A 22,712-nucleotide genomic window follows, 5' to 3' on the forward strand; every position below is an offset into this window, starting at 1 on the left:
TCAGCTCAGCTCGGAGGTGTCCGCCCGTCGTTGATCCGGAAGGAGACGACGTCGACCTCGTCGGTTCCCGCCAGATCCGGGTAGTGGCCCTTGAGGCCTTCCCTGAGCTCGGCTGCGGTCGTCAGCCCCTCGGCTCGGGCGTCGTCGTCGGTGAGGTCGTCGACCAGGCAGTGCCTGATGCCGGTCACCTCCGCCGACAGGACGACCTCGGGGTCGCTCTCGAACACCAACCGTGCCGGCCCGAGTCGTGCCGGGTCCCGGAAGCGGGTGGTTCCGGTCTTGGCGCCGGAGCGGACGGCCTCGAGGTAGCGGGGGTTGAACCGGATGATCGGCGGGCCGGCTGTCTCCGGGTCCTGGTAGAGCGAGGGGTCGAGACCGTTCATGCCCGCCTCCGCGGTCCATCGCTGAGCCAGCGGCATCAGGTCGGCGGCGAGCACGGACCGGAGCCCCTCGGGCGTGGGCACGATGACACGCATCGTGGGGTAGTAGTCGACGAAGACCTGTCGATCGCGCCCGCACGGGCCGATGACCCCGCGCCCGTGGTTGCCCACGGCAACGATGCAGCGCGGCTGGCGCATGCCCTGGGCTCGCGCGGCTCCCAGAGCCACGAGTTCGGCGCAGGGTCCGCCGGTGAAGTGGTGGAGATTCACGCCGGCGAACATCCGGTAGTCGGCGCCCATGACCGCGGCGCCCACCGTGTGGACCCCGTCTTCGTCGGGCCCCGCGTCGGTGTGCGCGTCGATGGTGCGGCGCGCCAGCTCCACGAGCTCACGCTCGTCGTCATCGAGGGCTCGAGCAGATGGCGGGACGTACACCTTGCGACCTTCCCTTCCGTCAGCAGTCGCCCAAGATCATTCCATGCTGCGCAGGTGGGCTCCACGGGATTTCGGCTCGCCGCGCCCGGACCTCTGCAGTGGTCGGAAGGGCGGGGTGGCGCACCGCGGCGGCTGGCCGTGGTCACGAATGGCGATCGGTGGGTGAAGTGCCGCCACGTTCCAGCGCTCGGGAGGCGCGACGACGGCGTGCATGTCGTCGCTGCGGCTGACGATCGCGCGGATCAGGGCGAGGACGGCGGAGTAGTACTCGACAAGGCTGCCGGTGTAGCCGCCGTCGGCCCGACCAGGGCCAGCGTGTGATGCGCCTCAGCTCGGAAGGCCGAGGGTCACTGGCTATTGCTGGGGCCTGTCCCGGCCGTGCCAGGATGCTCGGCATGTCTGCTCGTGCACTGAGCTTCGGCGCGATCGCCGAAGCCTACGAAAGGTTCCGGCCGGGGTACCCCGATGAGCTCTTCGACTTGGTGATGACGTATGCGGGCCGACCGGTTCGGACCGCCTTGGAGATCGGTGCAGGGACAGGCAAAGCTACCCGTCTGTTCGCGGGGCACGGGGTCATGGTGACAGCTACGGACCCGGACGCTGCCATGCTTGCCGAACTGAGCAAGACCGTGCCTGCGAACGTGACGCCCGTGCGAACCGTGTTCGAAGACCTGCGGCCAAGCGAACCATATGGGCTGGTCTATGCGGCGGCTGCCCTGCATTGGACACGCCAGGATGGGCGATGGTCCAGGGTGGCGGCGCTCCTTGAACCGGAGGGTGTGTTCGCTTCATGCGGTGGGCCGGTCCAGCTGGCTGACCCAGCTCTCGAGGAGTCGGTGCATGCGGCCCGGGCGCCGTTCCTGGAAAGCGATGAGTTCCCCTCTCCCGACGGAACCGGTCCGGATGAGGAGATGCAGTGGCCGGGTACGGAACTGCAACGGTCTCAGCTGTTCCGTGACGTTCAGCAGGTCGTCATCGAGCGGCGCTTGACGATGTGCTCTGCTGACTACCTTGGTTACCTGTCGACCGTCTCGGCCTATCTCCAGCTGCCGCAATCGACGCGCCAGCAGGCGTATGACGCGATCACGCGGGTCCTGCCCGAGACAGTCGAGGTCGCTGCCGACATCACTGTCCATCTCGCACGCCGGCGACCCGAGTAGGGTGACTTCAGCCTGGCACTCACCGCAGTCAGCCGAGACTGTCACTCCCGTTCGAGTGACACTCAAGATCGGAAGAGCAGAGCGGTCACTGAGCTCGCGCGGTTGACCCGTCTAGCTGGTCGGCCGAGGCGACTTCGGGTTAGGAGTGCCTGCTGCTTCCTGGGCGGCCATCACCTCGTCGCCGTACTCGAAGGCCCAGGCGCCGACGGCGTCGATGGGCGCCAGCAACGTCCGACCCAGAGCGGTGAGTCGGTACTCGACCCGTGTGGGTGCGTTGGGGTCCGCCAGCCGGTCGACCAGTCCGTTGAACTGCAGCCGGCGCAGAGTCTCGGTGAGGACCTTGGAACTGATGCCACCGATCCGCTCCCGTAGCTCGACCGGGCGCCTCGGGCCGTCGCGCAGTGCCCAGAGCACCACGGCGTTCCAGGTGTTGGAGAGCAGGTCGAAGGCGAGGCGGGCGCGGCAGTCGGCGAGGAAGGTGTCTGTCGTCACGTACCACATGGTGCCCGAACCGCCGTCTAGCGTCGGTGTGAACGATCGGAACAGGCGCGGAGAGGGAACGTGTGATGAGGATCGGCGTGCTGGGGACGGGAAACATGGCCGATGCGCTCGCCACCCACTGGGTGCGGGCCGGGCACCAGGTGACCATCGGGGGGCGGGACGCACACAAGGCGGCACGGCTCGCGGCGCGCATCGGAGGTGGCGTGAAGCCCGCCGGCCTGCGCGCGGCGGCGGAGTCCGGTCAGGAGGTGGTGTTGGCCGCGCTGCCCTTCGGGGTGGGGGTGGAGGTGGCACGGGATCTGCACGCGGCCCTGGAGGGCAAGGTGCTGGTCGACTGCTCGAACCCGGTCGGGCCGGGCTTCCGGCTGCTGACGGAAGGGGGCCCCTCGGCCGCGCAGCAACTGGCTGCGGCGGCGCCGGGAGCCCATGTGGTCAAGGCGTTCAACCTCTGCCACGAGGACGTGTGGCGCATGCGGCCGCCGGTCTTCGACGGGCGCCCACTGGCCGTGCCGGTCTGCGGGGACGACGAGACTGCCCTCGCCCGGGTACGGGAGTTGGTGCGCGACGTGGGCTGCGAGCCCGTGGCCGGCGGCGGTCTCGAACGTGCGGGACTTCTGGAAGCGACCGCCGCGCTGTTCATCGCCCTGTGGGTCGGCGAGGGAGCGGACGCGCAGGCGATCGCACCGCCGCTGGCCTATGCGGCCGGACCGAGTCACGGGGAGGCAGAAGGCGGGGCGGGGTCTTCTCGCTCCTCAGGTTGAACTCGCATGCCATTCAGCAGTAGCACCGGCAGACAGCCCGCCCTTTACTGCGCAACGCGACGACCGCTTGTGCGCGGTCCAGAACAGTCCCGCGTTCTCGGTGGTCCGCTCGCCGGCGCGCGCGGTCCGGGTCGAGCCGTTGATGCCGGCCGATCCGGTCGTGCGTCGCGTCACTGATCGTCAACTGGGCCGACGCGTCCGATCAGCGGCTCGGCGCCGTGGGGAGGCGCGCCTTAGGGCGGTCACGGCGGCAGATGGCGGCCTGCGCGTGGGCGGGGCGCATCCGGCAGGGGTGGTGGGGCAGGGGGAGCGGGGGTGCTTCCGCTGTTCATGCGGTGGCGTCCTGGGCCGGAGTCTGTCGCCCGTGCCGTTCGTGCGGCCGGTGGTCGCGTCGGTCGTAGCGCCAGAGCGCCGGGAGTGCGGCGGACAGGAGGGCGCTGCTGCCCAGGCAGAGCAGGCCGCCGGTGCGCAGCGCGGCCCGGACGCCCTGGCGGGCAGCGAGCCCGCCTGCCCGCAGGTCGCCGAGCGCGGGTCCGGCGGAGCCGATCAGCATCTCCAGTCCGGCGGCGCGGCCTCGGAGTTCGTCCGGAATGGACTGGTTCCAGATGGCGCCGCGGAAGGTGTCGCCGACCCAGTGGGCGGCGCCCGTGAGGACCAGGCAGAGCAACACGGCCCACAGGCCTGGCGCGAAGGCGGCCGCAGCGGTGGCCGCGCCGACCACGGCTGCGGAGAGCAGGACCAGCCGTCCGTGCCGGTGCACCCGCTCGGTCCAGCCGCCGGTGGCAGCCGCGATCAGGCTGCCGGTGGCGGTGGCCGAGTAGAGCGGCCCGAGCGCCCAGAGCGAGTCCAGCTCCTGCGCCAGGAAGGGGAAGAGTGCGGTCGGCAGGGCGAACACGGTGGCCGCCAGGTCGGCCAGGTAGGTGCCGACCAGGTCGGGGCGCCGCGCCGCGTACCGGAAGCCGTCGGTGAACTCCCGCAGACGGGGAGCCTCGGCGTCGCGCTCCGAGGGGACCGGCCGGACCTGGGCGAGCAGGGCGATCGACAGCAGGAAGGTGGCGAGGTCGACCAGGTACGCCGCCGGCACCCCGGCGGTCGCGATCAGCAGTCCGGCGGCGGCCGGCCCGGCGACACCGCCGATGCTCCAGCGCAGCGAGAGCAGTGCCCCGGCCGCGACCAACTGGTCGTGGGGCACCAACCGGGGGACCATCGCCTCGACCGAGGGCTGTTGCAGGCCGTGGACCGCCGCTGTCAGCCCGGCGGCGAGGTAGAGCGGCCAGACCGCGGGCGCGCCGAGCAGCGCGTTGACCAGCAGCAGGGCGCTGAGCCCGGCCAGTGCGACTTCGGTCAGCAGGACGACGGTGCGGCGGTCGGCGCGGTCGGCGAGTACGCCGCCGTAGAGGCCGAAGAGGACGGTGGGCACGAGCTCGACCGCGCCGACCGCGCCCACGGCGAGCGGCGAGTGGGTGAGCTCCGCGATCTGCAAGGGGATCGCCGTCATGGTGAAGATCGAGCCGAGCAGGGTGACCGCACCGGAGGTCCAGGTCAACCGGAAGTCCCGGGACGATCGCCAGGGGGCGGTGTTCGGCAGCAGTCGGGACCGGAGTCGGTCCGTTCCTGAGGTCATGAAAGGGGTGGTCCCTTCGTGGCGGTCGCGTCGTCGGCGTCCTTGGGCGGGGGGGCGGGGGCCGTGGGCCCGGGGTGGGGTGCGGGGCGGGCGTCCGTGTTCGTCCTTATCGCTGATAAGCGGCGGGTTCGGAATTTATCGGCGATAAGGTGGGCCCTCGCAAGCGAATTCCGGGAGGCCGATCGATGGCGCTGCGACGCGAGGACGTGGTGCGCACCGCGCTGCGCGTGCTCAACGAGGAGGGCATCGACGGGCTCACCACCCGCCGGCTGGCCCGCGAGCTCGGTGTGCAGTCACCCGCGCTCTACTGGCACTTCAAGAACAAGCGGGAGTTGCTCGACCTGATGGCCGAGGCGATGCTCGCCGAGGCGCTCCCGGCCGATCGCACTCCCGACGCGGAGCACTGGCCCGACTGGATCGCCGCCGACGCCCGGGCCAAGCGCCGCGCCCTGCTGGCCTACCGCGACGGCGCCCGGGTGCACGCCGGGACCCTACCGACGGACGACGAACTCCCGGCCGTCGAAGCGCAGTTGAGTGCGCTGTGCAAAGCCGGGCTGAGACCGCGCACCGCACTGCGGCTGCTGCTGACCGTCGACCGGTACATCATGGGCTGGGTCACCGAGGAGCAGGCCTGGCGGCAGGACGCCGCCGATCGCGCCCGACCGCTCTTCCCTGACGAGGCGTTGCGCGATCTGCCGCTGCTGAGCGAGGCGGTCGGCGTACTGCGGATGACCGACCACGACGCCGACTTCGAGTACGGGCTGCGCGTGCTGATCGAGGGCTTCCGGGTCGAGATCGCGCGCGAGGCCGGGGAGGGGCAGGCGGATCCCGGTGCAGCGGCGGCCGGCGCTGACGGGCATGAGCTAGCGTGAGCGCCATGACCACCCTCGATCCCCGCAGCACGGCTCTGGTCCTGATCGACCTGATGGACCGGATCGTCGCCAACCCGCTCGCACCCCGCCCCGGTCCGGAGGTGGTGGCCTCCTCGCTGGACCTCGCCCGGGCCTTCCGCGCGGCCGGTGCCCCCGTCATCGCCGTGCGGGTCGAGCGGCCCGGTGTCGCCGAGCAGCCGCCCGGCAGCGAACTGCTGGCCGAGGTCGCGGCGGCTGCCGACGAGGTCGTGGTAAAGCGCACCATCGGTGCCTTCCAGGGCACCGGGCTGCACGAACTCCTCCAGGCCCGGGGCGTGGAGACGCTGGTGTTCACCGGAATCGCCACCAACCTGGGCGTGGAGTCCAGCGCCCGGGCGGCGGCCGACCACGGGTACCGGCTGGTGTTCGTCGAGGACGCGATGACCGCCCTGACGGAGGCGGAGCACAAGGCCTCCGTGGAACTCGACTTCCCGCGCCTGGGCGAGGTCGTGGCGGCGGCCGACCTGCGCCTGGGCTAGAGGCGTTCCGGGCGGGTCCGGGCCCGAACGGGCAGGTTGAGTTGATGGTCGATCTCAGTTGGGCTGGCGTGGCTCGGCCGGAGGACGTGTGCTGGCCGATCCGGTGAAGCGACCCGGGTGAGGCGACCCGGTGGAGCGACCTGGTGAGGTGAGCGGCTCACCGGGTCGGTTGGCTGGAGGTCGGCGGACTGAGGGCGCCCGCTGGTGAGAACGGCGCTGATCCGGTCGGGTGCTAGGTGACCGGGAGGCCCGGATCAGCGGCTGCGGGAGGTTCGAAACCGGCCAGCATCTGTGCCAGTGCCGCCTGGTCAGGGCCCACGAAGGGCGATGCTCCCGCTGCGGACCCGAGCGTGTCGATCATCCGCTCGGTCATCCCGACCGCAGCCGGCAGGTGGGTCGACAGGACGAGCTCGGGTTCGCGGTCCCGCAGCAGGCGGAAGGTGTCGAAGAATCTCTTCGGATCGACGTTCTCGACCCAGGGGCTGTCCACACTGGCCCACAACAGCTGCGCCGCCCGGAGGTCCTCCGCCGGGACACCGGCGAGGTCCGGTCCCTCCGCGGTGTCCGCGGTGGGCATCGGGGCGCCGAAGCAGTCCGAGCTGAAGCAGACGCCGGTGAGGTCGTCGAAGAAGCCGACGGTGGCGGGATTGTCGAACAGGGGCGGCCGGAACGCGCTGAGCGTGCGGTCGCCGACGTCGAGTGACTGGCCGGGGTTGAGCAGGTGCACCCGGTTCAGCGGCAGCGGACGCTCACAGGACATGATCCCCACCGCGATGAAGGTGGTCACCACCTTCGCGTTCGGCGCCGCCTCCAGGAGCGTGTGGATTCCGCCGGTGTGGTCGCGGTCGGGGTGGGTGAGCCAGATCCAGCGCACATCTGCCGGATCGAGCGCCTCGGCGAGCGTGGACAAGAAGCTGCGGTCCGGCAACCCGAGGCCGGTGTCGACGACGACGGGTTGCTCCGCGTGGAGCACGAAGGCGTTGACGGGAATGTGGCCGATCCCCGGGACCTCGAGGCTGTCGCTGAGGACGCTGACATCGGGTCGGACTCGGTGGACGGACATGGGTGCTCTCCCTCCAGAGTGGGATCGCTCGCAGCCGTCGAAATCCACTGTAGACGCACGGTTGCGACCGGCCCAGTGCTCTGCGGCAGCTTCTTCCTTTCTGCTGGTTGGCGAACCCCGGGGCGTTCTCCGGGTGGGCGGCGACGCGGTGCGGCGGGCGGCGGCGCGGCGGGCGGCAGCGCGGCGCGGGGCGGGCCGGGCACGAGGGCGCGGCGGTGCGGGCAGGCTGGACGGCGCCGCGTCGGCGCGGGGGCGGGCGCGAGGGCGCGGCGGTGCGGGCAGGCTGGACGGCGCCGCGTCGGCGCGGGGGCGGGCTGGACGGGGACGTGTTCCTAGCGCCTGGCGAGCTCCAGCGCCTCGCGCAGCCGTCCGGCCGAAGCGGCGAGCAAGCGGGCGGCGGTGGGCGCGTCCACGTCGGCGAGCAGGGACAGGATCGCGTCCTTGGTCCGGCCGTCCGTCGCGGCCAGGGCCTGGTCAACCGCCTTCGCCTCGGCGCCGGTGGCCTCGGCGACGATCCGCCGGACGCGCTCGCGGAGCTTGGCGTTGGTGGCCCGGAGGTCGACCATCAGGTTCCCGTACGTCCGGCCGAGACGGATCATCACGGCCGTGGACAGCATGTTGAGCACCAGCTTCTGGGCCGTACCCGCCTTCAGCCGGGTGGACCCGGCCAGCACCTCGGGGCCGACCTCCACCTCGATGCCCAGCTCCGCCGCAGCCGCCAGCGCCGAGCCCCGGTTGCACGCCAGCCCGATGGTCAGCGCTCCGGCCGCCCGCGCGGCGCGGATGGCCGCGAGGGGGTACGGCGTACGGCCGGAGGCGGAGATTCCGACCAGGGCGTCGGCCGGGGTGAGGTTGAGCGCGGCGACGTCGGCCTCGGCGAGGTCCGCTCTGTCCTCGGCTCCCTCGGCGGCCTCCGTCACGGCCGTCCGGCCGCCGGCGATCAAGCCGACGACCAGGCCGGGATCGGTCCCGAAGGTGGGCGGGCACTCAGCGGCGTCCAGCACCCCGAGCCGCCCGGCGGTGCCCGCCCCGGCGTAGACCAGCCGTCCGCCTCGCGCCATCCGGGCGGCCACGGCGTCGACGGCGGTGGCGATCCGCTCCAGTTCGCCGGCGACGGCGATGGGGACGGAGCGGTCCTCGGTGTTGATGAGGCGGAGCAGGTCGAGGGTGGGCAGCCGGTCGATTCCGGCCCACTCGGGGCGGATCGTCTCGGTCGTGGTTGTGGTGGTCGTGGTGGGTGTCGGTGGTGACAGGGGTGAGGGAGACAGGGGCGGCGGGGGCGGTGCGGATGAAGCGTCGGGGTTCATGCGGCGAGCGTCCCCACGTGCGGGCGGCCTGAACCAGGGGCGGTGACGTGGTCGGGCGAATGCGGCGGCGACGCTCGGCGCTTCTGTGTCCGCTGTATCCGCCCGACTGCCGACGGACGGGTCGTCAGGCCATCCAGAAGAAGACGGCGGTCATCCGGCGGTCCGCCAGCTCGCCCCCGTAGTAGCCGGTGGCGCTGTGGATCAGGTTGGCGTGGTAGAGGAGCAACTGGTTGTAGCGGTTGGGGACGCGGACGTCCTCGGTGAAGTGGTCGGCGGGCACGTGGCGGGTGCCGAGCGCTTCGACCAGGTTGTTGTGCGGAGCGCTGACCAGGTTTCCGCCGAGGCGGCCGCCGGGGAACTGCTGCCGGTAGAAGCTGGTGCCGGCGTCCTTCGGCGCACCCGGGCTGAGGTAGAGCACGGCGGCGTAGCGGCAGAGCGCACGGGAGTCGGTGTGTGGGCGGGACTCCGACTCCACGGCCCCGACGACCTGGACGCAGTTGTGGTTGAGCGTGCCACCGCCCGGGGTGCTCTGTACCCACAGCCGGGAGGCGCCGGTGGCCTTGCGGACCAGGGACTCGACCCGGGACAGCTCGTCCGGCTCCAGACCCGGCATGGTGCGCAGGCCCGGCCAGGTCTCGGGGCGGTACGGGTAGCCCTCGGTCCAGTCGCCGCGTGCCAGGACACGCTCGCGGACGGCGTCCGGATCGGGCAGGACGTTGTCCAGGACCCAGTAGTCCCTGCCGCGGGTGGGCTTGCGGTACGGCAGCACCGGCAGGGCGGTGGGCCTGATGGGCTGTGAGGGCATGGGCCGACCATAGGGGCGGGGATCGTCAACCTTCTGCCGTGAACGGGTCAACCTTTCGTCAAGGGCCCTCGGGGGCAGTGTTCTTCTTCCAGCGGATGGCAGAGCCCGGTGCGAGGCCCGGCCCCAAGGGGTCCTCGGGGTGAGGTTCAACCCTCGCGGACGGCGTAGTTGCCGAGGGCGCCCTCCAATCGGTCGAAGGCCTGGGCGGCCCACGGGCGTACCGCGGCGGTGATCGCGGCGTGGTCCTCGCCGGCCAGCGTGCGGCGGAACACCTCGGTGGACACCGCCCGGTCGACGGCGGCGAGCAGGGCGGCGGCGACCCGGCTCTCGAAGTCGACGGGTATCGCGTGCACGGCGTCGGCCAGCGCCTCGGCCAGCGCGGCCTCGGCCTGCTCGTTCAGCTCGCGCAGTCGGGCGCCGAGGGCCGGGCTGTCGGCGATCGTGCGGGCGAAGTCGGCACCCGAGAAGCCGAGCCAGGGGTCGTGCCGGTCGAGCCCGGTCAGACAGTCGCGGCGCAGTGCGGCGAGGGCGGACTCGCCGGGCTCGCGCTCGGTGACGGTGCGGGCCAGCCGGCCGACGAGTTCCTCGTGGATGTCGAAGAAGAGGTCCTCCTTGCGCGGGAAGTGGTTGGTGACGGTCATTTTGGCGACGCCTGCGGCGGCCGCTACCTCGGCGATCGTCGTCCGGTCGAAGCCGCGCTCGATGAAGAGCCTGGTCGCGGCATGTGAGATCGCCTCGCGGGTGCGGCGTTTGTTGAGCTCGCGCAGGTTCGGCGGGGTCCCGGTCTCGGTCATGGTGGTGAGCTTAGCGCAGATCCTTGGGTCGAGCACAGGAATTATGCTTGACCCATTCACTGGGTCCGTCCTAAGTTTGTCGCGTCGGCCGGAGCGGTCGGCAGAGGGACGGTCCGGGGAGGGTTCATGACCGCATCGGTCGGAACGCAGGCCGCGGTGAGCGCGGTGGAGTTGAGCGGTGAGAACGACGAGGGGAAAGGGGCCCTGAACAGCGGCCGGGGGAAGGGCGAGGCGCGGGGCGGGTGTCGGGCGGCAGGACCGAAGCGGTCGGAGCCCTTGCCACCCGGCTTGTGGAAGACGGCCACGGTGCTCGCGCTGGGGCCGATCCTGGCCCTGCTGGACACCACGATCGTCAACGTCGGCGTCGACTCCGTCGCCCGAGATCTGCGCGGCTCGATGGGGGCAGTGCAGTGGGTGGCCACCGGGTACCTGCTGGCGATCGCGCTGACCATGCCGCTCTCCGCTTGGGCCGCCGGCCGGTTCGGTGCCCGGTGCGCCTGGCTCGGATCAGTCGTCCTGTTCGTGTTGGGTTCCGCGCTGTGCGGCCTGGCCTGGTCCACGGGCAGCCTGATCGGCTTCCGGGTCCTGCAGGGGGTCGGCGGTGCCATGATCCAGCCGCTGGGGCAGACGATCATGGTGCAGGCGGCCGGTCGGTCCCGGATCGCCCGGGTCATGGGCACCATGCTGCTTCCGATCAGCCTGGCGCCGGTCCTCGGGCCGGTCCTCGGCGGGCTGGTGCTGGACCACCTGGGGTGGCGCTGGATGTTCCTGCTGAACGTCCCGGTGGGGCTGCTCACCCTGCTCCTGGCGCTTCGGTGGCTCCCGGCGCCGGAGCGGTCCCGACGTCCCGGGCCCCGGCTGGACGTGACCGGGCTGGTGCAACTGTCCCCGGGCCTGACGGCGCTGGTCTACGGGCTCTCCACGATCGGGGAGGGCGGTTCGGTCGGACCGGCGGCGATCGCGGCGGGTGTGCTGCTGCTGGCGGCGTACGGACGGCACGCGTTGCGAGTGGGGCGGGACGCGGCTCGCCCGCCGCTGATCGACCTGAGGCTGTTCGGGCGGCGCGGCTTCGCGGTGGTGACGGCGAACAGCTTCCTCCAGGGCGCCGTGCTCTACGGCTCGATGTTCCTGGTGCCCCTCTACTACCAGCAGGTGGAGCACGCCGGGGCGGTGGAGGCGGGCTTGCTGCTCGCACCGCAGGCGCTCGGCACGGCAGTCACCTCGTTGTTGGCCGGCCGAATAGCCGACCGCGTCGCGCCGCGGCCGCTGATCCTGCTCGGCATCGGTTGCTCGCTGCTCGGGACGCTCGCGTTCACCCGGCTGGGAACGGGCTCCGGCCCGGCGGACTGGCTGCTCGCCGCCTCCTTGGCGCTGCGAGGGGCAGGTATGGGGATCGTCATGATCCCCGGCATGGCGGCGCTGTACGGGAGCGTCGAGAAGTCCCGGGTTCCTGCGGCCGCAGGTGCGATCAACGTCCTCAACCGGCTCGGCGGGGCGCTCGGTACGGCGGCGCTGACATTGGTCCTCCAATATGCGCAGGCGGGGCACCCTGGGCGCCCGGGCACCGCCTTCGGGGCGACTTTCTGGTGGGTGCTGGCGCTGTCAGCACTTGCCATCGCACCGGCCCTGCTCTACCCGGGCACTGCCCGTAAGGCAGATTGACCGGCCGCCGGCCGCCTGCCGCCTGCCGCCGGCCACCGACCACCGGCCGCTGAACGCTGGACGCTGACCACCTGATCGCGAATCACCTACGTATCGACTCCCACACACCACGGAGGCACTCATGTTCACCAAGCACCCGGGCGGCCTGCGCCTGCTCACCGTGCACGCTCACCCCGACGACGAATCGAGCAAGGGCGCGGCCACTCTCGCCCGCTACGCGGCCGAGGGCGTGGACGTCCTGGTCGCCACCTGTACCGGCGGCGAGCGCGGTTCGGTGCTCAATCCGGCGATGGACCGGCCCGAGGTGTGGGAAGATCTCGCCCGGATCCGGCGTCGGGAGATGGAGGCCGCCCGTGAAATCCTCGGCGTGCGGCAGCAGTTCCTCGGCTTCATCGACTCGGGGATGCCGGGTCCAGGTGAGCCGCTGCCAGAGGGCTGCTTCGCCGCCCAGCCGGTGGAGGTTGCTGCAGCCCCGTTGGTCGCCCTGATCCGGAAGTTCCGCCCGCATGTGGTGATCACCTACGACGAGACGGGCGGGTACCCGCACCCCGACCACGTGATGACCCACCGGGTCACCGTGGCGGCTTTCGAGGCAGCCGCCGACCCCGACCGTCACCAGGAGGCGGGCGAGCCCTGGCAGGCGGCCAAGCTCTACTACCACCTGGCGCTCTCCCGGTCCTGGTTCCAGACCATGTACGACGCCATGACGGCGCGCGGAGTCCCATCGGCCATGGGCGAACTGCTCGCCGACTGGCCCGACACCCCGCCGGCGCTCGCGACGACCACCCGAATCGCCTGCTCGGAATACTTCGCCGTACGGGACGCGGCGATGCTGGCCCACGCCACCCAGGTCGAAGCGGGCGTCGCCTTCATGGCCCACCCCCGGGACATCGAGCGCCAGGTCTGGCCCACGGAGGACTACCACCTGGCCCGGAGCTTCGTGGGCGGCCCCGCTCCGGGCGCGGTCGAGACCGACTTGTTCGCCGGGCTGCGCGCGGCAGAGGGGAGGAAATGAGCCAGGAGTTGACAAGGGGCGGGCCCTCTCAACGGCCAGAGCTTGAGCCATGGGACCAGACAGGGCACGTTGATCCCATGACGAATCATCAGCGCACCTACTCGGAGCAGGGGTCACCGTCCGGTCAGGAGCTGCGGTCCCGTACCCACACCTGGACGGTCGGTTCGCCGATCGCCGAGTACCCGCACCTCACGGGCGAGGAGATCCTGCTGGAATGGATCGCGGGTCGGATCCCGGAGCCGTCGATCTGCAGCACCATGGGCTTCCGCCTGGTCGAGGTGAAGCAGGGCACGGCGGTGTTCGAGGGGGAGCCGGGTGACCACCTCTTCAACCCGATGAACACCGTGCACGGCGGGTACCTGGCCACCCTGCTCGACTCGGCGCTCGGCAGCGCCGTGCTGAGCAAGCTGCCGGCCGGGACCGGCTACACGACCACCCAGTTGAACGTCCACATGCTGCGCCCACTGTTCGCGGACTCGGGTCTGCTGCGATGTGAGGGCGTGGTGCTGCACCTGGGCCGGACGATGGCGACCGCGGAGGCCAGGGTGGTCGGCGCAGAGAACGGAAAGCTCTACGCCCATGCCACGACCACCTGCGCGATCCTCGCGCCCCGTCCGGCGGTCTGACCGGTCACCCGATCCGCCGCCGAACGGTCGGCGCTCCGGTCGTTCGGTCGTTCGGTGGCGACTGCGGCCCGCCTGCCGGCTGCGCCGGGCGCGCCGGTCTGCCGCGACGGCTCCACCGATTGGCCGCCTGGACGACACAGGCGCACTCGGGACATCTGTTCTCAGGCGAACCGTTCGACGGCCGCGAGGACCGCCTCCGTCATCCGCGGGCTGCCGGTGTGCCCGGCTTCGTCGACGACCGTCAGGTTGGCGTCGGGCCAGGCCTGGGCGAGCCGCCAGGCGGTGCGCAGCGGACTACCGAGGTCGAGCCGCCCGTGGATGAGTTCGCCCGGGATGCCGGCCAGTCGGTCGGTGTCGCGCAGCAGTTGGCCGTCCTGGAGGAAGGCCTGGTGCGAGAAGTAGTGCGCCGTGATCCGGGTGAAGGCCATCAGGGCATCGGAGTGCCGGTCGGTGTACGCGTTCGGCTTCCCCAGCACCTCGTGCGAGATGACGGCGTCCTCCCAGGTGGCCCAGGCCCGGGCGGCGGCCCGACGGACGGTCTCCTCGGGGTCGTTGAGCAGCCGGTTGTAGGCAGCGAGGAGGTCGAACACGTCACCGTCCGGGTCGGCGCCCGGAGGGAAGGCCCGGAACGCCTCCCACGGGCCTGGAAGGAAGCGTCCGACACCCCGGTAGAGCCAGTCGGTTTCCTCGCGGCTCCTCATGGTCACCCCGCAGATCACGATCGCGGAGACCCGCTTCGGGTGGGCCTGTGCGTAGGCGAGGATCAGCGTGGAGCCCCACGAGCCGCCGTACAGCATCCACTTTTCGATGCCCAAGTGCTCGCGCAGCCGTTCCAGGTCTGCGACCAGATGCGCGGTGGTGTTGTGCTCCAGCCCGGTCGACGGGTCGGCGGCATGCGGCCGGCTGCGTCCGCAGCCACGCTGGTCGTACTGCACCACGCGGAAGCGCTCGGGGTCGAAGTACCGCCGGGACCCGGGATGGTGGCCGGAGCCCGGCCCGCCGTGCACCACGACGGCCGGCGTGCCCGCCGGATTGCCGGAGGAGTTCCAGTGGATCCGCTGCCCGTCGCCGACGTCCAACAGGCCGTCTTCGTAGGGGCTGTCGTGGGTATACAGCTCGAGCACGGGGGAACTCCTCCGCAAAAGTTCGGATGGGCGCCGCGCGAGCCTACCCGCGGTCGGTTCCGTCGGATTCGGAAATCCAGCCCGATGACAGCCTCGAAGAAGGCCTATCTCCAAGAGGCGCGTCGTCGACGGAGCCGGCAACCACCTTGCGGGCACTGACGTCCCGGACCGCGCACATGCCGTGGAACGCCTCGCTGCCAGCGATGACCCAGCGCGCTCGGCTCAGGACCTGGCACTGGCACCTCACCCGCCCGCTCGGTCAACACCATTGCCTAGCGGTACCTGATCGCGCCCTTCACCCAGGAGAAGGGCATCGTCGACAAGTCCTCCGCTCGACCGGCCATCACCGAGACCCACACGAGCGATTAGCCATCGGCCGTTGCCGGGGGCGGGCACCTGCAGCCATCCAAAGCCGTTGGACAGTCCATCTCCGCAGGTGACAGGCTCCCGCCTCATGGAGCTACTCGACGTTCTGACGGAACTTGCCCGCTCGGGACAGCTGGGCCCGGTCGCGAACGGCGCCGACTGGAACGCGGTGACCGAGGTGCTCGGCGAGCCCTTCGAGGTGGTCGTCGGGAAGCGGCGATCCTGGCCGTGGCTGCTCGCTTTTGGCGACCTTGAGCTCAGCGTCTGCCGCTGCCAGAAGATCATCTTGATCTGCCTCCAGACCTGGCGGGACGTCGTCGAGCTCCCCGCGGGCCTGGCTACCGAGCAGACGTTCCCCGGCCACCCCAAGTACGCGGACGTGATTGCAGCTCTCGACGACGCCGGTTGCGCCTGGGAGCCCTACACGCCCCTGACGTTCGACAACCAATGCGCCATACAGGCCATCTCCTCCGGCGTCGTCTTCGTTTTCGAAATCCCCGAAGGAGAAGACCCCGTCCTCAACATCGCGGGACCGCAGCCCCACCAACACGAGTGCGTGGCTGCCGCCAAGACCCGCGCGGCACCATGAGCATGAAAGCGTCACCGCGTTCACGATGTCCCCGGCGTCCCTGACGGTCGCCGGCGACATTTTGCAGAAGCCGGACTCGCCAACCACCCGTCGACGTCACAGCGGCGGACTCGGCGCCGCAGCGCCGGCCCACGGCGTCGGCCGGGGCGGCGTCTGTGACCTCAACGGACCGGATCACCGGGGCGCGGGTGCCGGGACCGTCCTCCGGACCGCCGCCGGACACGGCTGGGTGCTCGATCGCGCCTTCCTCGCCGACCCGCAGGGCACTCTCCGCCTCTGCTGTCTGGAGGAGCGCAACCCCGCCGGACCCTCTGGCCCGGCTCACTCGCGGGTCCACGGCGGGAAGCACCCAAGGAGGACCGGTTCGGCCTGCGGCGGACCGTGTGGCGGGCCCGCTCGGGGTGCGGGGGGCCATGGGGAGCGCCCGGCGGCGACGGATCCGGCCGGGCGGGCGGTTACCGGGGGAAGCGGTTGCGCAGGGTCTGCTCGGCGTCGGTGCCTTCGAGCAGGCTGTACAACAGGCCGGAGAGGGTCGTGATGCCGGCCGCCGAGAGCGGTTCGGCCATCGCGCTGGTGAGCCGACCGATCGTCTCGCCGAGCTGGGCGGCCAGGGACTGGCCGGCGGGGGTGAGTTCGAGCAGGACGGCACGCTTGTCCTGCTCGTGCGGGACGCGGCTGACCAGGTCGCGCTGGACCAGGGACTCGACCAGTCGGCTCGGGCTGCCCTGCTCGCAGACCAGCAGGCGCCCCAGCGCAGCCAGGGTGACCGGCTGGTGGTCCGCCAGGACTTCGAGCACCTCGGCCTGGGCCGGGGTCAGGCCCAGGGGGCGCAGGGCCTCGCCGAGCCGGCGGCTTCCCTCGCGCTGGGCGGCCAGCAGCAGATAGCGCAGTTCGTCGTGGGCTGCCCGGGGTGAGCGGCTGCGGTCGGCGGTCACGTGCACTCCTTCGCTTCGGCGGGCCCAGGTCTCGGCCTGTCCGACCCGGGCGCTTGGAGCGAGCATATCAATGACGCGACATCGATGATCCAGCATTGATGCATCGACATCAATGGGGCGTCATCGATGCCTCAACATCGATGTCCCAACATCGATGACGAAGCATTGATGACGTAACATCGATGTTGTGTCATGATGTTCCTGGCTGACGGGAACGCCCCGCCAGCGGGAAGGGGCATGGTCATGCGCAGTGACTTCGTAGTCCTCGGTGCCTCCGGCACCACCGGTGGACTGATCGCCGAGGAGCTCGTCCGGCAGGGCGGCCGCGTCGTGCTGGCCGGCCGGGACGCCGCGCGGCTGGCGCGGGCAGCGGCCCGGTTCGAGGGCGGGGCGGTTTCGGTCCTGGCCGTGGACCTCGCGGACCCCGCGTCGCTGGCCGCGGCGGCCGGCGCGGGCAAGGTGCTGGTCAACACGGTCGGTCCGTTCGCCCGGCTCGCCGCGCCGGTGGTGGCGGCTTGCCTGGAGGCAGGCACCGCCTACCTCGACCTCGCCAACGAGCGGGCCGCCGTGCGCGCCCTGCTCGACCGGGATGCCGAGGCGCGGGAACGCGGCGCCACCCTGGTGACCGGCGCCGGGTTCGGTCCGGCCGCCACCGAGGCCCTGGTGCTCGCCCTGCTCGAGACGGGCGCCGACGCGGCTTCGGTGAAGGTCGCCGCCGCCGCGCACAGCGCCTACGACACCGACGGCGTGCGCGGCACCGTCGCCGAGGCCATGGCCGAGGGTGCCACCAGCTACCGGGCGGGTGAGCTGGTGCGCGCGCCGCTCGGTGAGGGCGCGACCGTCCTCACCTTCGGCGGCGCGGCCCGTCCCGTGATCCCGGTGCCGGTCGGCGACCTGGAGGCGGCGCGGGAGGCCACCGGTGCACCGGAGGTCACCGCGTACGCGGTGCCGCGCGGCGGCGGGGTCGACAGCGCCGGGTTCGACAGCGGCGGGGCGGGCGACGCCGGCTCCTACGCCTACGCGGAGCTCATCAGCGCGGACGGTCAGGTGCGCACCGCGGAGCTGAGTACCGGCGAGGGGTTCGCGTTCACCACGGCCGTGGCCGCCGCGGCCGCTGCCCGGTTGCTGACGAGCCCTCCGCCCGGCGCCTTCACGGCGGCGCGGCTGCTCGGCGCCGACCTGATCGCATCCCTGCCCGGCACCAAGATCCAGCTGGGCCGGTGAGCGCCGTGATCACCGTGCACCGTCTGGGCGACCACCTGGTGAACTTCTACCTGGTCGACACGGGACCGGCCCTGGTGCTGGTCGACGCCGGGCTGCCCCGGCACTGGGACGCCCTCCGAACCGCACTGCGCGACCTCGGCCGCCCGGTCACCGACATCGCGGCGGTCCTCGTCACCCATGGCCACCCCGACCACACGGGCGTCGCCGAGCGGGTCCGCGCGGCCTCCGGCGCCGAGGTCTGGGTGCACGAGTCCGATGCGCCGATCCTCACCGAGCCGCGGCGGCTGAACGAGCTCTGGACGCCGGAGCGTTCGCTGCTCGGCTACGCGGCCCGCCGCCCGAGCGGCCTGCGCGCGCCGCTGCACCTGGTCCGCGGCGGTGCCCTGCGCGTCCCGGCCGTGCGCTCCGTCCGCACCTTCGGCAGTGACCAGCAACTCGACCTGCCCGGAGCTCCGTTGGCGGTCCACACGCCCGGCCACACGCACGGCAGCAGCAGCTACCTCTTCCCGGAGGCCTCGATCGCCTTCACCGGCGACGCCCTGGTCACCCACGACTCGGTGGCCGGCCGGGTCGGACCGTGCGTCATCTGCCGGGCCTTCACCCAGGACAGTCAGGCCGCGCTGGCGTCGCTGGAGAAGATCGCCGAACACGAGCTCACCACCGTGCTGCCGGGGCATGGCGAGCCCTGGACGGACGGTTTGACGCAGGCCGCACGGCAGGCGGTGGCGGGCGGCATCCGCTAGAGCGCCGGTCGTGCGGCTCCGGGGGCCACGCGAGGGGACATGCGGGGTGCCACGCGAGGGGAAACGCCGCCACCGCCGGTCCGCGCCTGGACGCGGAGGCGTGTCCTGCCCTCCCGGCGAACGACAGTGGTCGGGAACCACTCCGGTCACCTGCACCGGGACTACCGCGACCGCCGACGCCGACCTCGACGACCACCGCCCGGACCGGCTCCGGCCAGGAGCCGGCGGACCGGCGGTGCGCCGGTAGCCCGCGGCTGCCCTGGCCGCACCGGACCGGGGCGGGTGGCCGTGCAGGGGCCGCGGAGGACCGGCGCCGTGGTGGCGCCGGTCCCTCGGGATAGTCAGGCCTCAGATCCTCCGTGAGGGATCAGAGTTGGGCGACGGAACCCATCACCTCGACGAAGGAGAGCCGGGTGCGCAGGTCGTTGAAATTGCGGACGGTGTGTCCGAAGAGGTCGAGGTAAGACGAACCGTTGCGACGGACGTCGTGGGCGAACCGGGAGATCTCGTCCCACTGGTTCTCCAGCCCGGCGAGGTCCCGGCCGAGCGGGGTCTCGTTGTGGTTGTAGATGTTGTTGTAGACCTGGGAGAAGATCGGGCCGAAGCGGGCCGCCTCGGAGAACGCCTGGATCATGAGCAGCAGGGACGCGCCGACGCTGTCGTTGTAGCCGGTGGCGTGGCCGAGCACGTAGGCCGCGTTGTAGAGGGTGGCCGGGGTGATCCGGAGGTTCTCCCGGTTGTTGCCGCCGGGCAGGCTGGTGTAGTTGCCGGTCCGGACCGGGCTGCGGGTGCCGACGCCGAGTGAGGCCGCCATGTCGCGGCCGTCGGCGAAGGAGAAGTGGTGCCGGCCGGAGCCGGCGTCGCCGCCGTACGGGGCGTAGAAGCCGGCCAGGTAGAGGTTGTCGGCCCAGAAGTAGAGCGAGACGAGCTCGTTGCCGCCGGTGTCGCGGATGCGGATCTGGACGATGCGGGAGCGGTCGGTCGTGGTCTGCATGACCGCGTTCTCGTGGGTGGCGTTCCCGTAGGTGTTCTGGTGCAGGCCGTCGACCGCGTGGTAGTACCGCGCGGCGTGCTCCTGGCCGCCGTCGGTGATCCGGGAGATGTCCCAGTCGACGATCCGGTAGTTGGTGGCCGACGCGGTGCCGCTGAGACCGGTCACCAGCCCGAGGGCCAGGGCGACGCAGATCAGCGCGGAGTGCAGCTTCTTCAGGGGGTTCACAGGATTCAGGGGCTCCCGTCAGGAGGTCCGGGCCTGGTGACGGCCCGTTCGGTGAGGTCGGCTCAGCCTAGGAACCCCGTCCCCGCCCCATCATTCCGATCGCGCACGCGTCAGCGCCTGTCCGTGCACGGTGGACGGGCTTGCCCTGTGCGGTGCCCGGACGGGCCGTGAGCCCCCGTCACCGACCCGCGTGACCGGTACGCCTACCTCGTTACGCCTACCTTGTTGCGCCTACCCCATTGCTCCGACTGCGCGCACCTCGGCGAGCGCTTGCCGCGCCAGCGGGCCGAAGCCCTCCGTGCTGTCGGTGCCGATCCACTGGTCGTAGGCCATCTCCCAGGCGAGTGTGCCGAGTTGTGCGGCCACGCGCGCGGTGAGGATCGGCACTCCGCGGCGGTCGAGGGCCTCGATCATCGAGGTGGTGAGGTCGATCCTCTTCAGGGCTTCGCGTTCACGCAGTTCCGTGTTGGCGTTCAGTACGGCCTGGCGCCGGCGGCTGAACTCCCGGCGGTCGGCGGTGAAGAACGTCCGGCCGAGCGCGTCGAGGGCGTGTGCCACCGCGTCGAGCGGCCCGGCCTCCGGGGGCGCCGAGGCGATCGCTTCGACGAGCAGACCGGTCACCGTGCCCCCGCCGAAGAGCACTTCGCGCTTGTCCGGGAAGTACCGGAAGAACGTGCTCTTGGTGAGCCCCGCACGTTCGGCGATCTCGATCACGGTCGTGTTCTCGTAGCCGTGCTCCTCGAAGAGGTCGAGGGCGGCGGCGGCGAGTCGTCCGGGTGCGTCGGGTTGCCAGCGAGCCATGCGAGCAGTGTACGGGACTTCGTCCCATCACTGGTGTACGGTCGATGAGACCAAGTCCCATCACTGGCCAGGGAGGCCAACGATGAGTAAAGCTGTCCGCTACCGGCGATTCGGCGGTCCCGAGGTGCTCGAGCTTCAGGAGATACCGGAGCCGCACGCCGCGCCGGGCGAGGTTCGCGTCCGTGTCGCGGCCGCCGGGCTGAATCCGATGGATTGGCAGATCACCACTCAGCCCGACATGGCTGCGCGGTTCGGCATCACCCTGCCCGCCGGCTTCGGCAGCGACTTCGCCGGAGTGGTGGACGAAGTGGGCGCCCACGCCACCGGGTTCTCGATCGGTGACCGGGTGTACGGGGCCGCGATCGGCCGCTCGGTCGCCGAGTTCGTGCTGGTCAAGGCGCCTGCGGCGCACCTGTGGCACACCCCGCAGGGGGTCGGGGACGAGGTGGCGTGCACGCTTCCGGTGTCCGGCCTGACGGCCGCCGCGGCGCTCGATGCGATCGGGCTCCGCGCCGGGGACGCCGTTCTGATCGGAGGTGCGGCGGGTGGCGTCGGCGTCTTCGCCGTACAGTTGGCGAAGCTTGCGGGTGCCCGGGTGATCGGTACTGCCTCCGCGGGCACGTTCGGATTCCTGCGCGAGCTGGGCGCCGAACCCGTGGCGTACGGCCCTGGCCTGGCGGACCGGGTGCGGGCCCTGGCACCCGAGGGGATCACCGCCGCAACCGACCTGTTCGGGCGGGAGGCGGTCGGGACCGCGCTCGAGCTCGGGGTGGCACCCGAGCGGATCTCCGTCGTCGCCGACGGCCCCGCCCCGCCGCCCGGCGTGCGCAGGACGGGCGCCCTCGATGCGGACCCTGGCGCCCTGGAGCGGATCGCGGAGGCGATCGGCTCCGGCGCGATCGCGGTGCCGATCGCGGCGACCTTCCCGGTCGAGCGGATTCACGAAGCCGTGACGACGCAGGCCGCGCGGCACGTTCACGGGAAGATCGTGATCACGCTGTGAACCGGCCTACCGGCCCGGTGACTTGCCCGGCGTGACGCGGCTCGCAGCAGCCCTGGGTGGCGGATCGGACGGTGCGTCGGATCTCGTCGCTTTGTGCCGGGTGCCGGGTGCCGGGTGCCGAGATGAGCGGAGGTGGGCGGCCCAGCCGTCCCGTTCTTCCGATCTCGCCGTCGATCGTCTCGTCACGTACCGTGCGTCGAGGAGGTGTTCAGCTCGATCGTCACAAACTGATCCTGTACGTCCTCCTCTCTTTTGCCGGGGCGGAACTTCGGATCTACTCGAGGTCGGTCCCGGATTCGACCCGGGCGAGACGAAGGGAGAGACGATCGTGGGGGAACTGGACGGCAGGACCGCATTGGTGACGGGCGGCTCGCGCGGGATCGGGCGCGCGGTCGCCCTGCGGCTCGCCGCCGAGGGGGCGCTGGTCGCGGTCCACTACGGCGCCAACGAAGCGGCCGCCGCGGAGACCGTGGCGCTGATCGCGAAGGGCGGCGGACGGGCGTTCGCGGTGCAGGCCAGGTTCGGCGACAGCGGCGCGGTGGATCGGTTGTTCGAGGCGCTCGCCGCCGGCCTGGCGGACCACGGCGCGAACGGCCTGGACGTCCTGGTCAACAACGCGGGCATCCACTCGGTCGGTTCGATCGGGCAGCTCACCGAGGAGGAGTTCGAGCGGCTGCTCTCGGTCAACGTGCGAACGCCGGTCTTCGTGATCCAGCGGGCGCTGCCACTGCTGCGGGACGGTGGGCGGATCATCAACATGGCCTCGGCGGCGACCCGGATCGCGGCCCCCGTCCAGATCGGCTACACCGTCACCAAGGCGGCGCTGGCAGCTCTTGGCGCACCACTCGCCAACGAGCTCGGTCGACGCGGGATCACCGTGAACACGGTCAACCCCGGGGTGGTCCGGACCGACATGACCGCCGGGTGGACCAACGCTCCCGAGGCGGTGGCCGGACTCGAGTCGCTCACCGCGCTCGGACGGCTCGGCGAGCCGGAGGACATCGCGGACGTGGTGGGCTTCCTGGCGGGTCCGCAGGGCCGGTGGGTGACCGGCCAGATCATCGACGTCTCGGGCGGCACCTACCTCGGGCCCATCGCGCGCGGCTGATCCGCCGCTCGGGAGCTGCCTCCCGCCCGCGGTATTCCGTCGGGCGACCAGGTGGTGTCCGCGATCGCTTCCCGCCA

The 22,712-nt window shown here is 71.5% G+C and carries 23 protein-coding genes; 12 read left to right on the forward strand and 11 right to left on the reverse strand.

The window, feature by feature from the left end; genetic code table 11:
• Nucleotides 1-5: 5 nt before the first annotated feature.
• Entirely contained in the window at nucleotides 6-764 is a 759-nt protein-coding gene (locus ACGF07_RS02835; RefSeq protein WP_392894784.1) for an ASCH domain-containing protein, read from the reverse strand.
• Between the two features lie 446 nt (nucleotides 765-1,210).
• Here ACGF07_RS02835 and ACGF07_RS02840 point away from each other — a divergent pair, with 446 nt between their 5' ends.
• Nucleotides 1,211-1,975 (forward strand): class I SAM-dependent methyltransferase, encoded by a 765-nt coding sequence (locus ACGF07_RS02840; protein WP_392894786.1) that lies wholly within the window; start codon nucleotides 1,211-1,213, stop codon nucleotides 1,973-1,975.
• A 111-nt stretch (nucleotides 1,976-2,086) separates the two neighbouring features.
• Here ACGF07_RS02840 and ACGF07_RS02845 read toward each other — a convergent pair whose 3' ends face one another.
• On the reverse strand, nucleotides 2,087-2,467 hold the full coding sequence (locus tag ACGF07_RS02845) for a winged helix-turn-helix transcriptional regulator (RefSeq protein WP_392894788.1): 381 nt from the start codon (nucleotides 2,465-2,467) through the stop codon (nucleotides 2,087-2,089).
• A 74-nt stretch (nucleotides 2,468-2,541) separates the two neighbouring features.
• Between ACGF07_RS02845 and ACGF07_RS02850 the strand changes: the two genes are divergently transcribed.
• On the forward strand, nucleotides 2,542-3,237 hold the full coding sequence (locus tag ACGF07_RS02850; protein WP_392894789.1) for an NADPH-dependent F420 reductase: 696 nt from the start codon (nucleotides 2,542-2,544) through the stop codon (nucleotides 3,235-3,237).
• 328 nt (nucleotides 3,238-3,565) lie between these two features.
• On the opposite strand, the gene ACGF07_RS02855 is transcribed toward ACGF07_RS02850, so the two are convergent.
• Nucleotides 3,566-4,861, reverse strand: coding sequence for an MFS transporter (locus tag ACGF07_RS02855; protein ID WP_392894791.1), 1,296 nt, complete (start codon nucleotides 4,859-4,861; stop codon nucleotides 3,566-3,568).
• 185 nt (nucleotides 4,862-5,046) lie between these two features.
• Between ACGF07_RS02855 and ACGF07_RS02860 the strand changes: the two genes are divergently transcribed.
• Nucleotides 5,047-5,733, forward strand: coding sequence for a TetR/AcrR family transcriptional regulator C-terminal domain-containing protein (locus ACGF07_RS02860; protein WP_392894793.1), 687 nt, complete (start codon nucleotides 5,047-5,049; stop codon nucleotides 5,731-5,733).
• A gap of 5 nt (nucleotides 5,734-5,738) precedes the next feature.
• Nucleotides 5,739-6,251, forward strand: a complete 513-nt coding sequence (locus ACGF07_RS02865; RefSeq protein ID WP_392894795.1) for an isochorismatase family protein — start codon at nucleotides 5,739-5,741, stop codon at nucleotides 6,249-6,251.
• A gap of 232 nt (nucleotides 6,252-6,483) precedes the next feature.
• On the opposite strand, the gene ACGF07_RS02870 is transcribed toward ACGF07_RS02865, so the two are convergent.
• The 4 genes from ACGF07_RS02870 to ACGF07_RS02885 all read right to left on the reverse strand — a co-directional run bounded on the left by ACGF07_RS02870 (nucleotide 6,484) and on the right by ACGF07_RS02885 (nucleotide 10,220).
• Entirely contained in the window at nucleotides 6,484-7,314 is an 831-nt protein-coding gene (locus tag ACGF07_RS02870) for an MBL fold metallo-hydrolase (protein WP_392894796.1), read from the reverse strand.
• Between the two features lie 332 nt (nucleotides 7,315-7,646).
• Nucleotides 7,647-8,621: an N-acetylmuramic acid 6-phosphate etherase gene (gene murQ, locus ACGF07_RS02875; protein WP_392894798.1), complete on the reverse strand. Its 975-nt coding sequence runs from the start codon at nucleotides 8,619-8,621 to the stop codon at nucleotides 7,647-7,649.
• Between the two features lie 124 nt (nucleotides 8,622-8,745).
• Nucleotides 8,746-9,426: a DUF6445 family protein gene (locus tag ACGF07_RS02880; protein ID WP_392894800.1), complete on the reverse strand. Its 681-nt coding sequence runs from the start codon at nucleotides 9,424-9,426 to the stop codon at nucleotides 8,746-8,748.
• A gap of 146 nt (nucleotides 9,427-9,572) precedes the next feature.
• Entirely contained in the window at nucleotides 9,573-10,220 is a 648-nt protein-coding gene (locus ACGF07_RS02885; RefSeq protein ID WP_392894802.1) for a TetR/AcrR family transcriptional regulator, read from the reverse strand.
• Nucleotides 10,221-10,508: 288 nt separating this feature from the next.
• Here ACGF07_RS02885 and ACGF07_RS02890 point away from each other — a divergent pair, with 288 nt between their 5' ends.
• From ACGF07_RS02890 to ACGF07_RS02900, 3 genes are all read left to right on the forward strand, one after another.
• Nucleotides 10,509-11,882, forward strand: coding sequence for an MDR family MFS transporter (locus ACGF07_RS02890; protein WP_392894804.1), 1,374 nt, complete (start codon nucleotides 10,509-10,511; stop codon nucleotides 11,880-11,882).
• Nucleotides 11,883-12,003: 121 nt separating this feature from the next.
• Nucleotides 12,004-12,897 (forward strand): mycothiol conjugate amidase Mca, encoded by an 894-nt coding sequence (gene mca / locus ACGF07_RS02895; RefSeq protein WP_392894806.1) that lies wholly within the window; start codon nucleotides 12,004-12,006, stop codon nucleotides 12,895-12,897.
• A gap of 77 nt (nucleotides 12,898-12,974) precedes the next feature.
• A complete protein-coding gene (locus ACGF07_RS02900) occupies nucleotides 12,975-13,523 on the forward strand; it encodes a PaaI family thioesterase (protein WP_350736226.1) in 549 nt (182 codons plus the stop codon).
• A 161-nt stretch (nucleotides 13,524-13,684) separates the two neighbouring features.
• Here the strand turns inward: ACGF07_RS02900 and pip are convergent, their stop codons facing one another.
• Nucleotides 13,685-14,647, reverse strand: a complete 963-nt coding sequence (pip, locus tag ACGF07_RS02905) for a prolyl aminopeptidase (protein WP_392894807.1) — start codon at nucleotides 14,645-14,647, stop codon at nucleotides 13,685-13,687.
• Between the two features lie 454 nt (nucleotides 14,648-15,101).
• On the opposite strand from pip, the gene ACGF07_RS02910 reads away from it, so the two are divergent.
• Nucleotides 15,102-15,602, forward strand: a complete 501-nt coding sequence (locus ACGF07_RS02910) for a hypothetical protein (protein WP_392894809.1) — start codon at nucleotides 15,102-15,104, stop codon at nucleotides 15,600-15,602.
• A 455-nt stretch (nucleotides 15,603-16,057) separates the two neighbouring features.
• On the opposite strand, the gene ACGF07_RS02915 is transcribed toward ACGF07_RS02910, so the two are convergent.
• Nucleotides 16,058-16,537 carry a MarR family winged helix-turn-helix transcriptional regulator gene (locus ACGF07_RS02915; RefSeq protein ID WP_392894810.1) on the reverse strand — a complete coding sequence of 160 codons (480 nt, stop codon included), beginning with the start codon at nucleotides 16,535-16,537 and terminating at the stop codon, nucleotides 16,058-16,060.
• A gap of 243 nt (nucleotides 16,538-16,780) precedes the next feature.
• Here ACGF07_RS02915 and ACGF07_RS02920 point away from each other — a divergent pair, with 243 nt between their 5' ends.
• Together ACGF07_RS02920 and ACGF07_RS02925 are read left to right on the forward strand one after the other, a co-directional pair.
• Nucleotides 16,781-17,761: a saccharopine dehydrogenase NADP-binding domain-containing protein gene (locus ACGF07_RS02920; protein ID WP_392894812.1), complete on the forward strand. Its 981-nt coding sequence runs from the start codon at nucleotides 16,781-16,783 to the stop codon at nucleotides 17,759-17,761.
• Entirely contained in the window at nucleotides 17,758-18,504 is a 747-nt protein-coding gene (locus ACGF07_RS02925) for an MBL fold metallo-hydrolase (protein ID WP_392894814.1), read from the forward strand. Before ACGF07_RS02920 ends, ACGF07_RS02925 begins: the two co-directional genes overlap by 4 nt.
• Before the next feature lie 367 nt (nucleotides 18,505-18,871).
• Here ACGF07_RS02925 and ACGF07_RS02930 read toward each other — a convergent pair whose 3' ends face one another.
• Nucleotides 18,872-19,723 (reverse strand): ribosome-inactivating family protein, encoded by an 852-nt coding sequence (locus ACGF07_RS02930; protein WP_392894815.1) that lies wholly within the window; start codon nucleotides 19,721-19,723, stop codon nucleotides 18,872-18,874.
• A 231-nt stretch (nucleotides 19,724-19,954) separates the two neighbouring features.
• Entirely contained in the window at nucleotides 19,955-20,524 is a 570-nt protein-coding gene (locus ACGF07_RS02935) for a TetR family transcriptional regulator (RefSeq protein ID WP_392894817.1), read from the reverse strand.
• A gap of 82 nt (nucleotides 20,525-20,606) precedes the next feature.
• On the opposite strand from ACGF07_RS02935, the gene ACGF07_RS02940 reads away from it, so the two are divergent.
• On the forward strand, nucleotides 20,607-21,527 hold the full coding sequence (locus tag ACGF07_RS02940) for an NADP-dependent oxidoreductase (RefSeq protein WP_392895525.1): 921 nt from the start codon (nucleotides 20,607-20,609) through the stop codon (nucleotides 21,525-21,527).
• 328 nt (nucleotides 21,528-21,855) lie between these two features.
• Nucleotides 21,856-22,635 (forward strand): SDR family oxidoreductase, encoded by a 780-nt coding sequence (locus ACGF07_RS02945; RefSeq protein WP_392894819.1) that lies wholly within the window; start codon nucleotides 21,856-21,858, stop codon nucleotides 22,633-22,635.
• Nucleotides 22,636-22,712 lie beyond the last annotated feature (77 nt).

The sequence above is a fragment of the Kitasatospora sp. NPDC048194 genome, assembly GCF_043202455.1.
GTDB lineage: Bacteria > Actinomycetota > Actinomycetes > Streptomycetales > Streptomycetaceae > Kitasatospora.

Coding starts and splice junctions, on each gene's coding strand:
- ACGF07_RS02840 (WP_392894786.1), top strand. CDS start 1,211: ATGTCTGCTCGTGCACTGAGCTTCGGCGCGATCGCCGAAGCCTACGAA.
- ACGF07_RS02850 (WP_392894789.1), top strand. CDS start 2,542: ATGAGGATCGGCGTGCTGGGGACGGGAAACATGGCCGATGCGCTCGCC.
- ACGF07_RS02855 (WP_392894791.1), bottom strand. CDS start 4,861: ATGACCTCAGGAACGGACCGACTCCGGTCCCGACTGCTGCCGAACACC.
- ACGF07_RS02860 (WP_392894793.1), top strand. CDS start 5,047: ATGGCGCTGCGACGCGAGGACGTGGTGCGCACCGCGCTGCGCGTGCTC.
- ACGF07_RS02865 (WP_392894795.1), top strand. CDS start 5,739: ATGACCACCCTCGATCCCCGCAGCACGGCTCTGGTCCTGATCGACCTG.
- ACGF07_RS02870 (WP_392894796.1), bottom strand. CDS start 7,314: ATGTCCGTCCACCGAGTCCGACCCGATGTCAGCGTCCTCAGCGACAGC.
- murQ (WP_392894798.1), bottom strand. CDS start 8,621: ATGAACCCCGACGCTTCATCCGCACCGCCCCCGCCGCCCCTGTCTCCC.
- ACGF07_RS02880 (WP_392894800.1), bottom strand. CDS start 9,426: ATGCCCTCACAGCCCATCAGGCCCACCGCCCTGCCGGTGCTGCCGTAC.
- ACGF07_RS02885 (WP_392894802.1), bottom strand. CDS start 10,220: ATGACCGAGACCGGGACCCCGCCGAACCTGCGCGAGCTCAACAAACGC.
- mca (WP_392894806.1), top strand. CDS start 12,004: ATGTTCACCAAGCACCCGGGCGGCCTGCGCCTGCTCACCGTGCACGCT.
- ACGF07_RS02900 (WP_350736226.1), top strand. CDS start 12,975: ATGACGAATCATCAGCGCACCTACTCGGAGCAGGGGTCACCGTCCGGT.
- ACGF07_RS02910 (WP_392894809.1), top strand. CDS start 15,102: ATGGAGCTACTCGACGTTCTGACGGAACTTGCCCGCTCGGGACAGCTG.
- ACGF07_RS02920 (WP_392894812.1), top strand. CDS start 16,781: ATGCGCAGTGACTTCGTAGTCCTCGGTGCCTCCGGCACCACCGGTGGA.
- ACGF07_RS02935 (WP_392894817.1), bottom strand. CDS start 20,524: ATGGCTCGCTGGCAACCCGACGCACCCGGACGACTCGCCGCCGCCGCC.
- ACGF07_RS02940 (WP_392895525.1), top strand. CDS start 20,607: ATGAGTAAAGCTGTCCGCTACCGGCGATTCGGCGGTCCCGAGGTGCTC.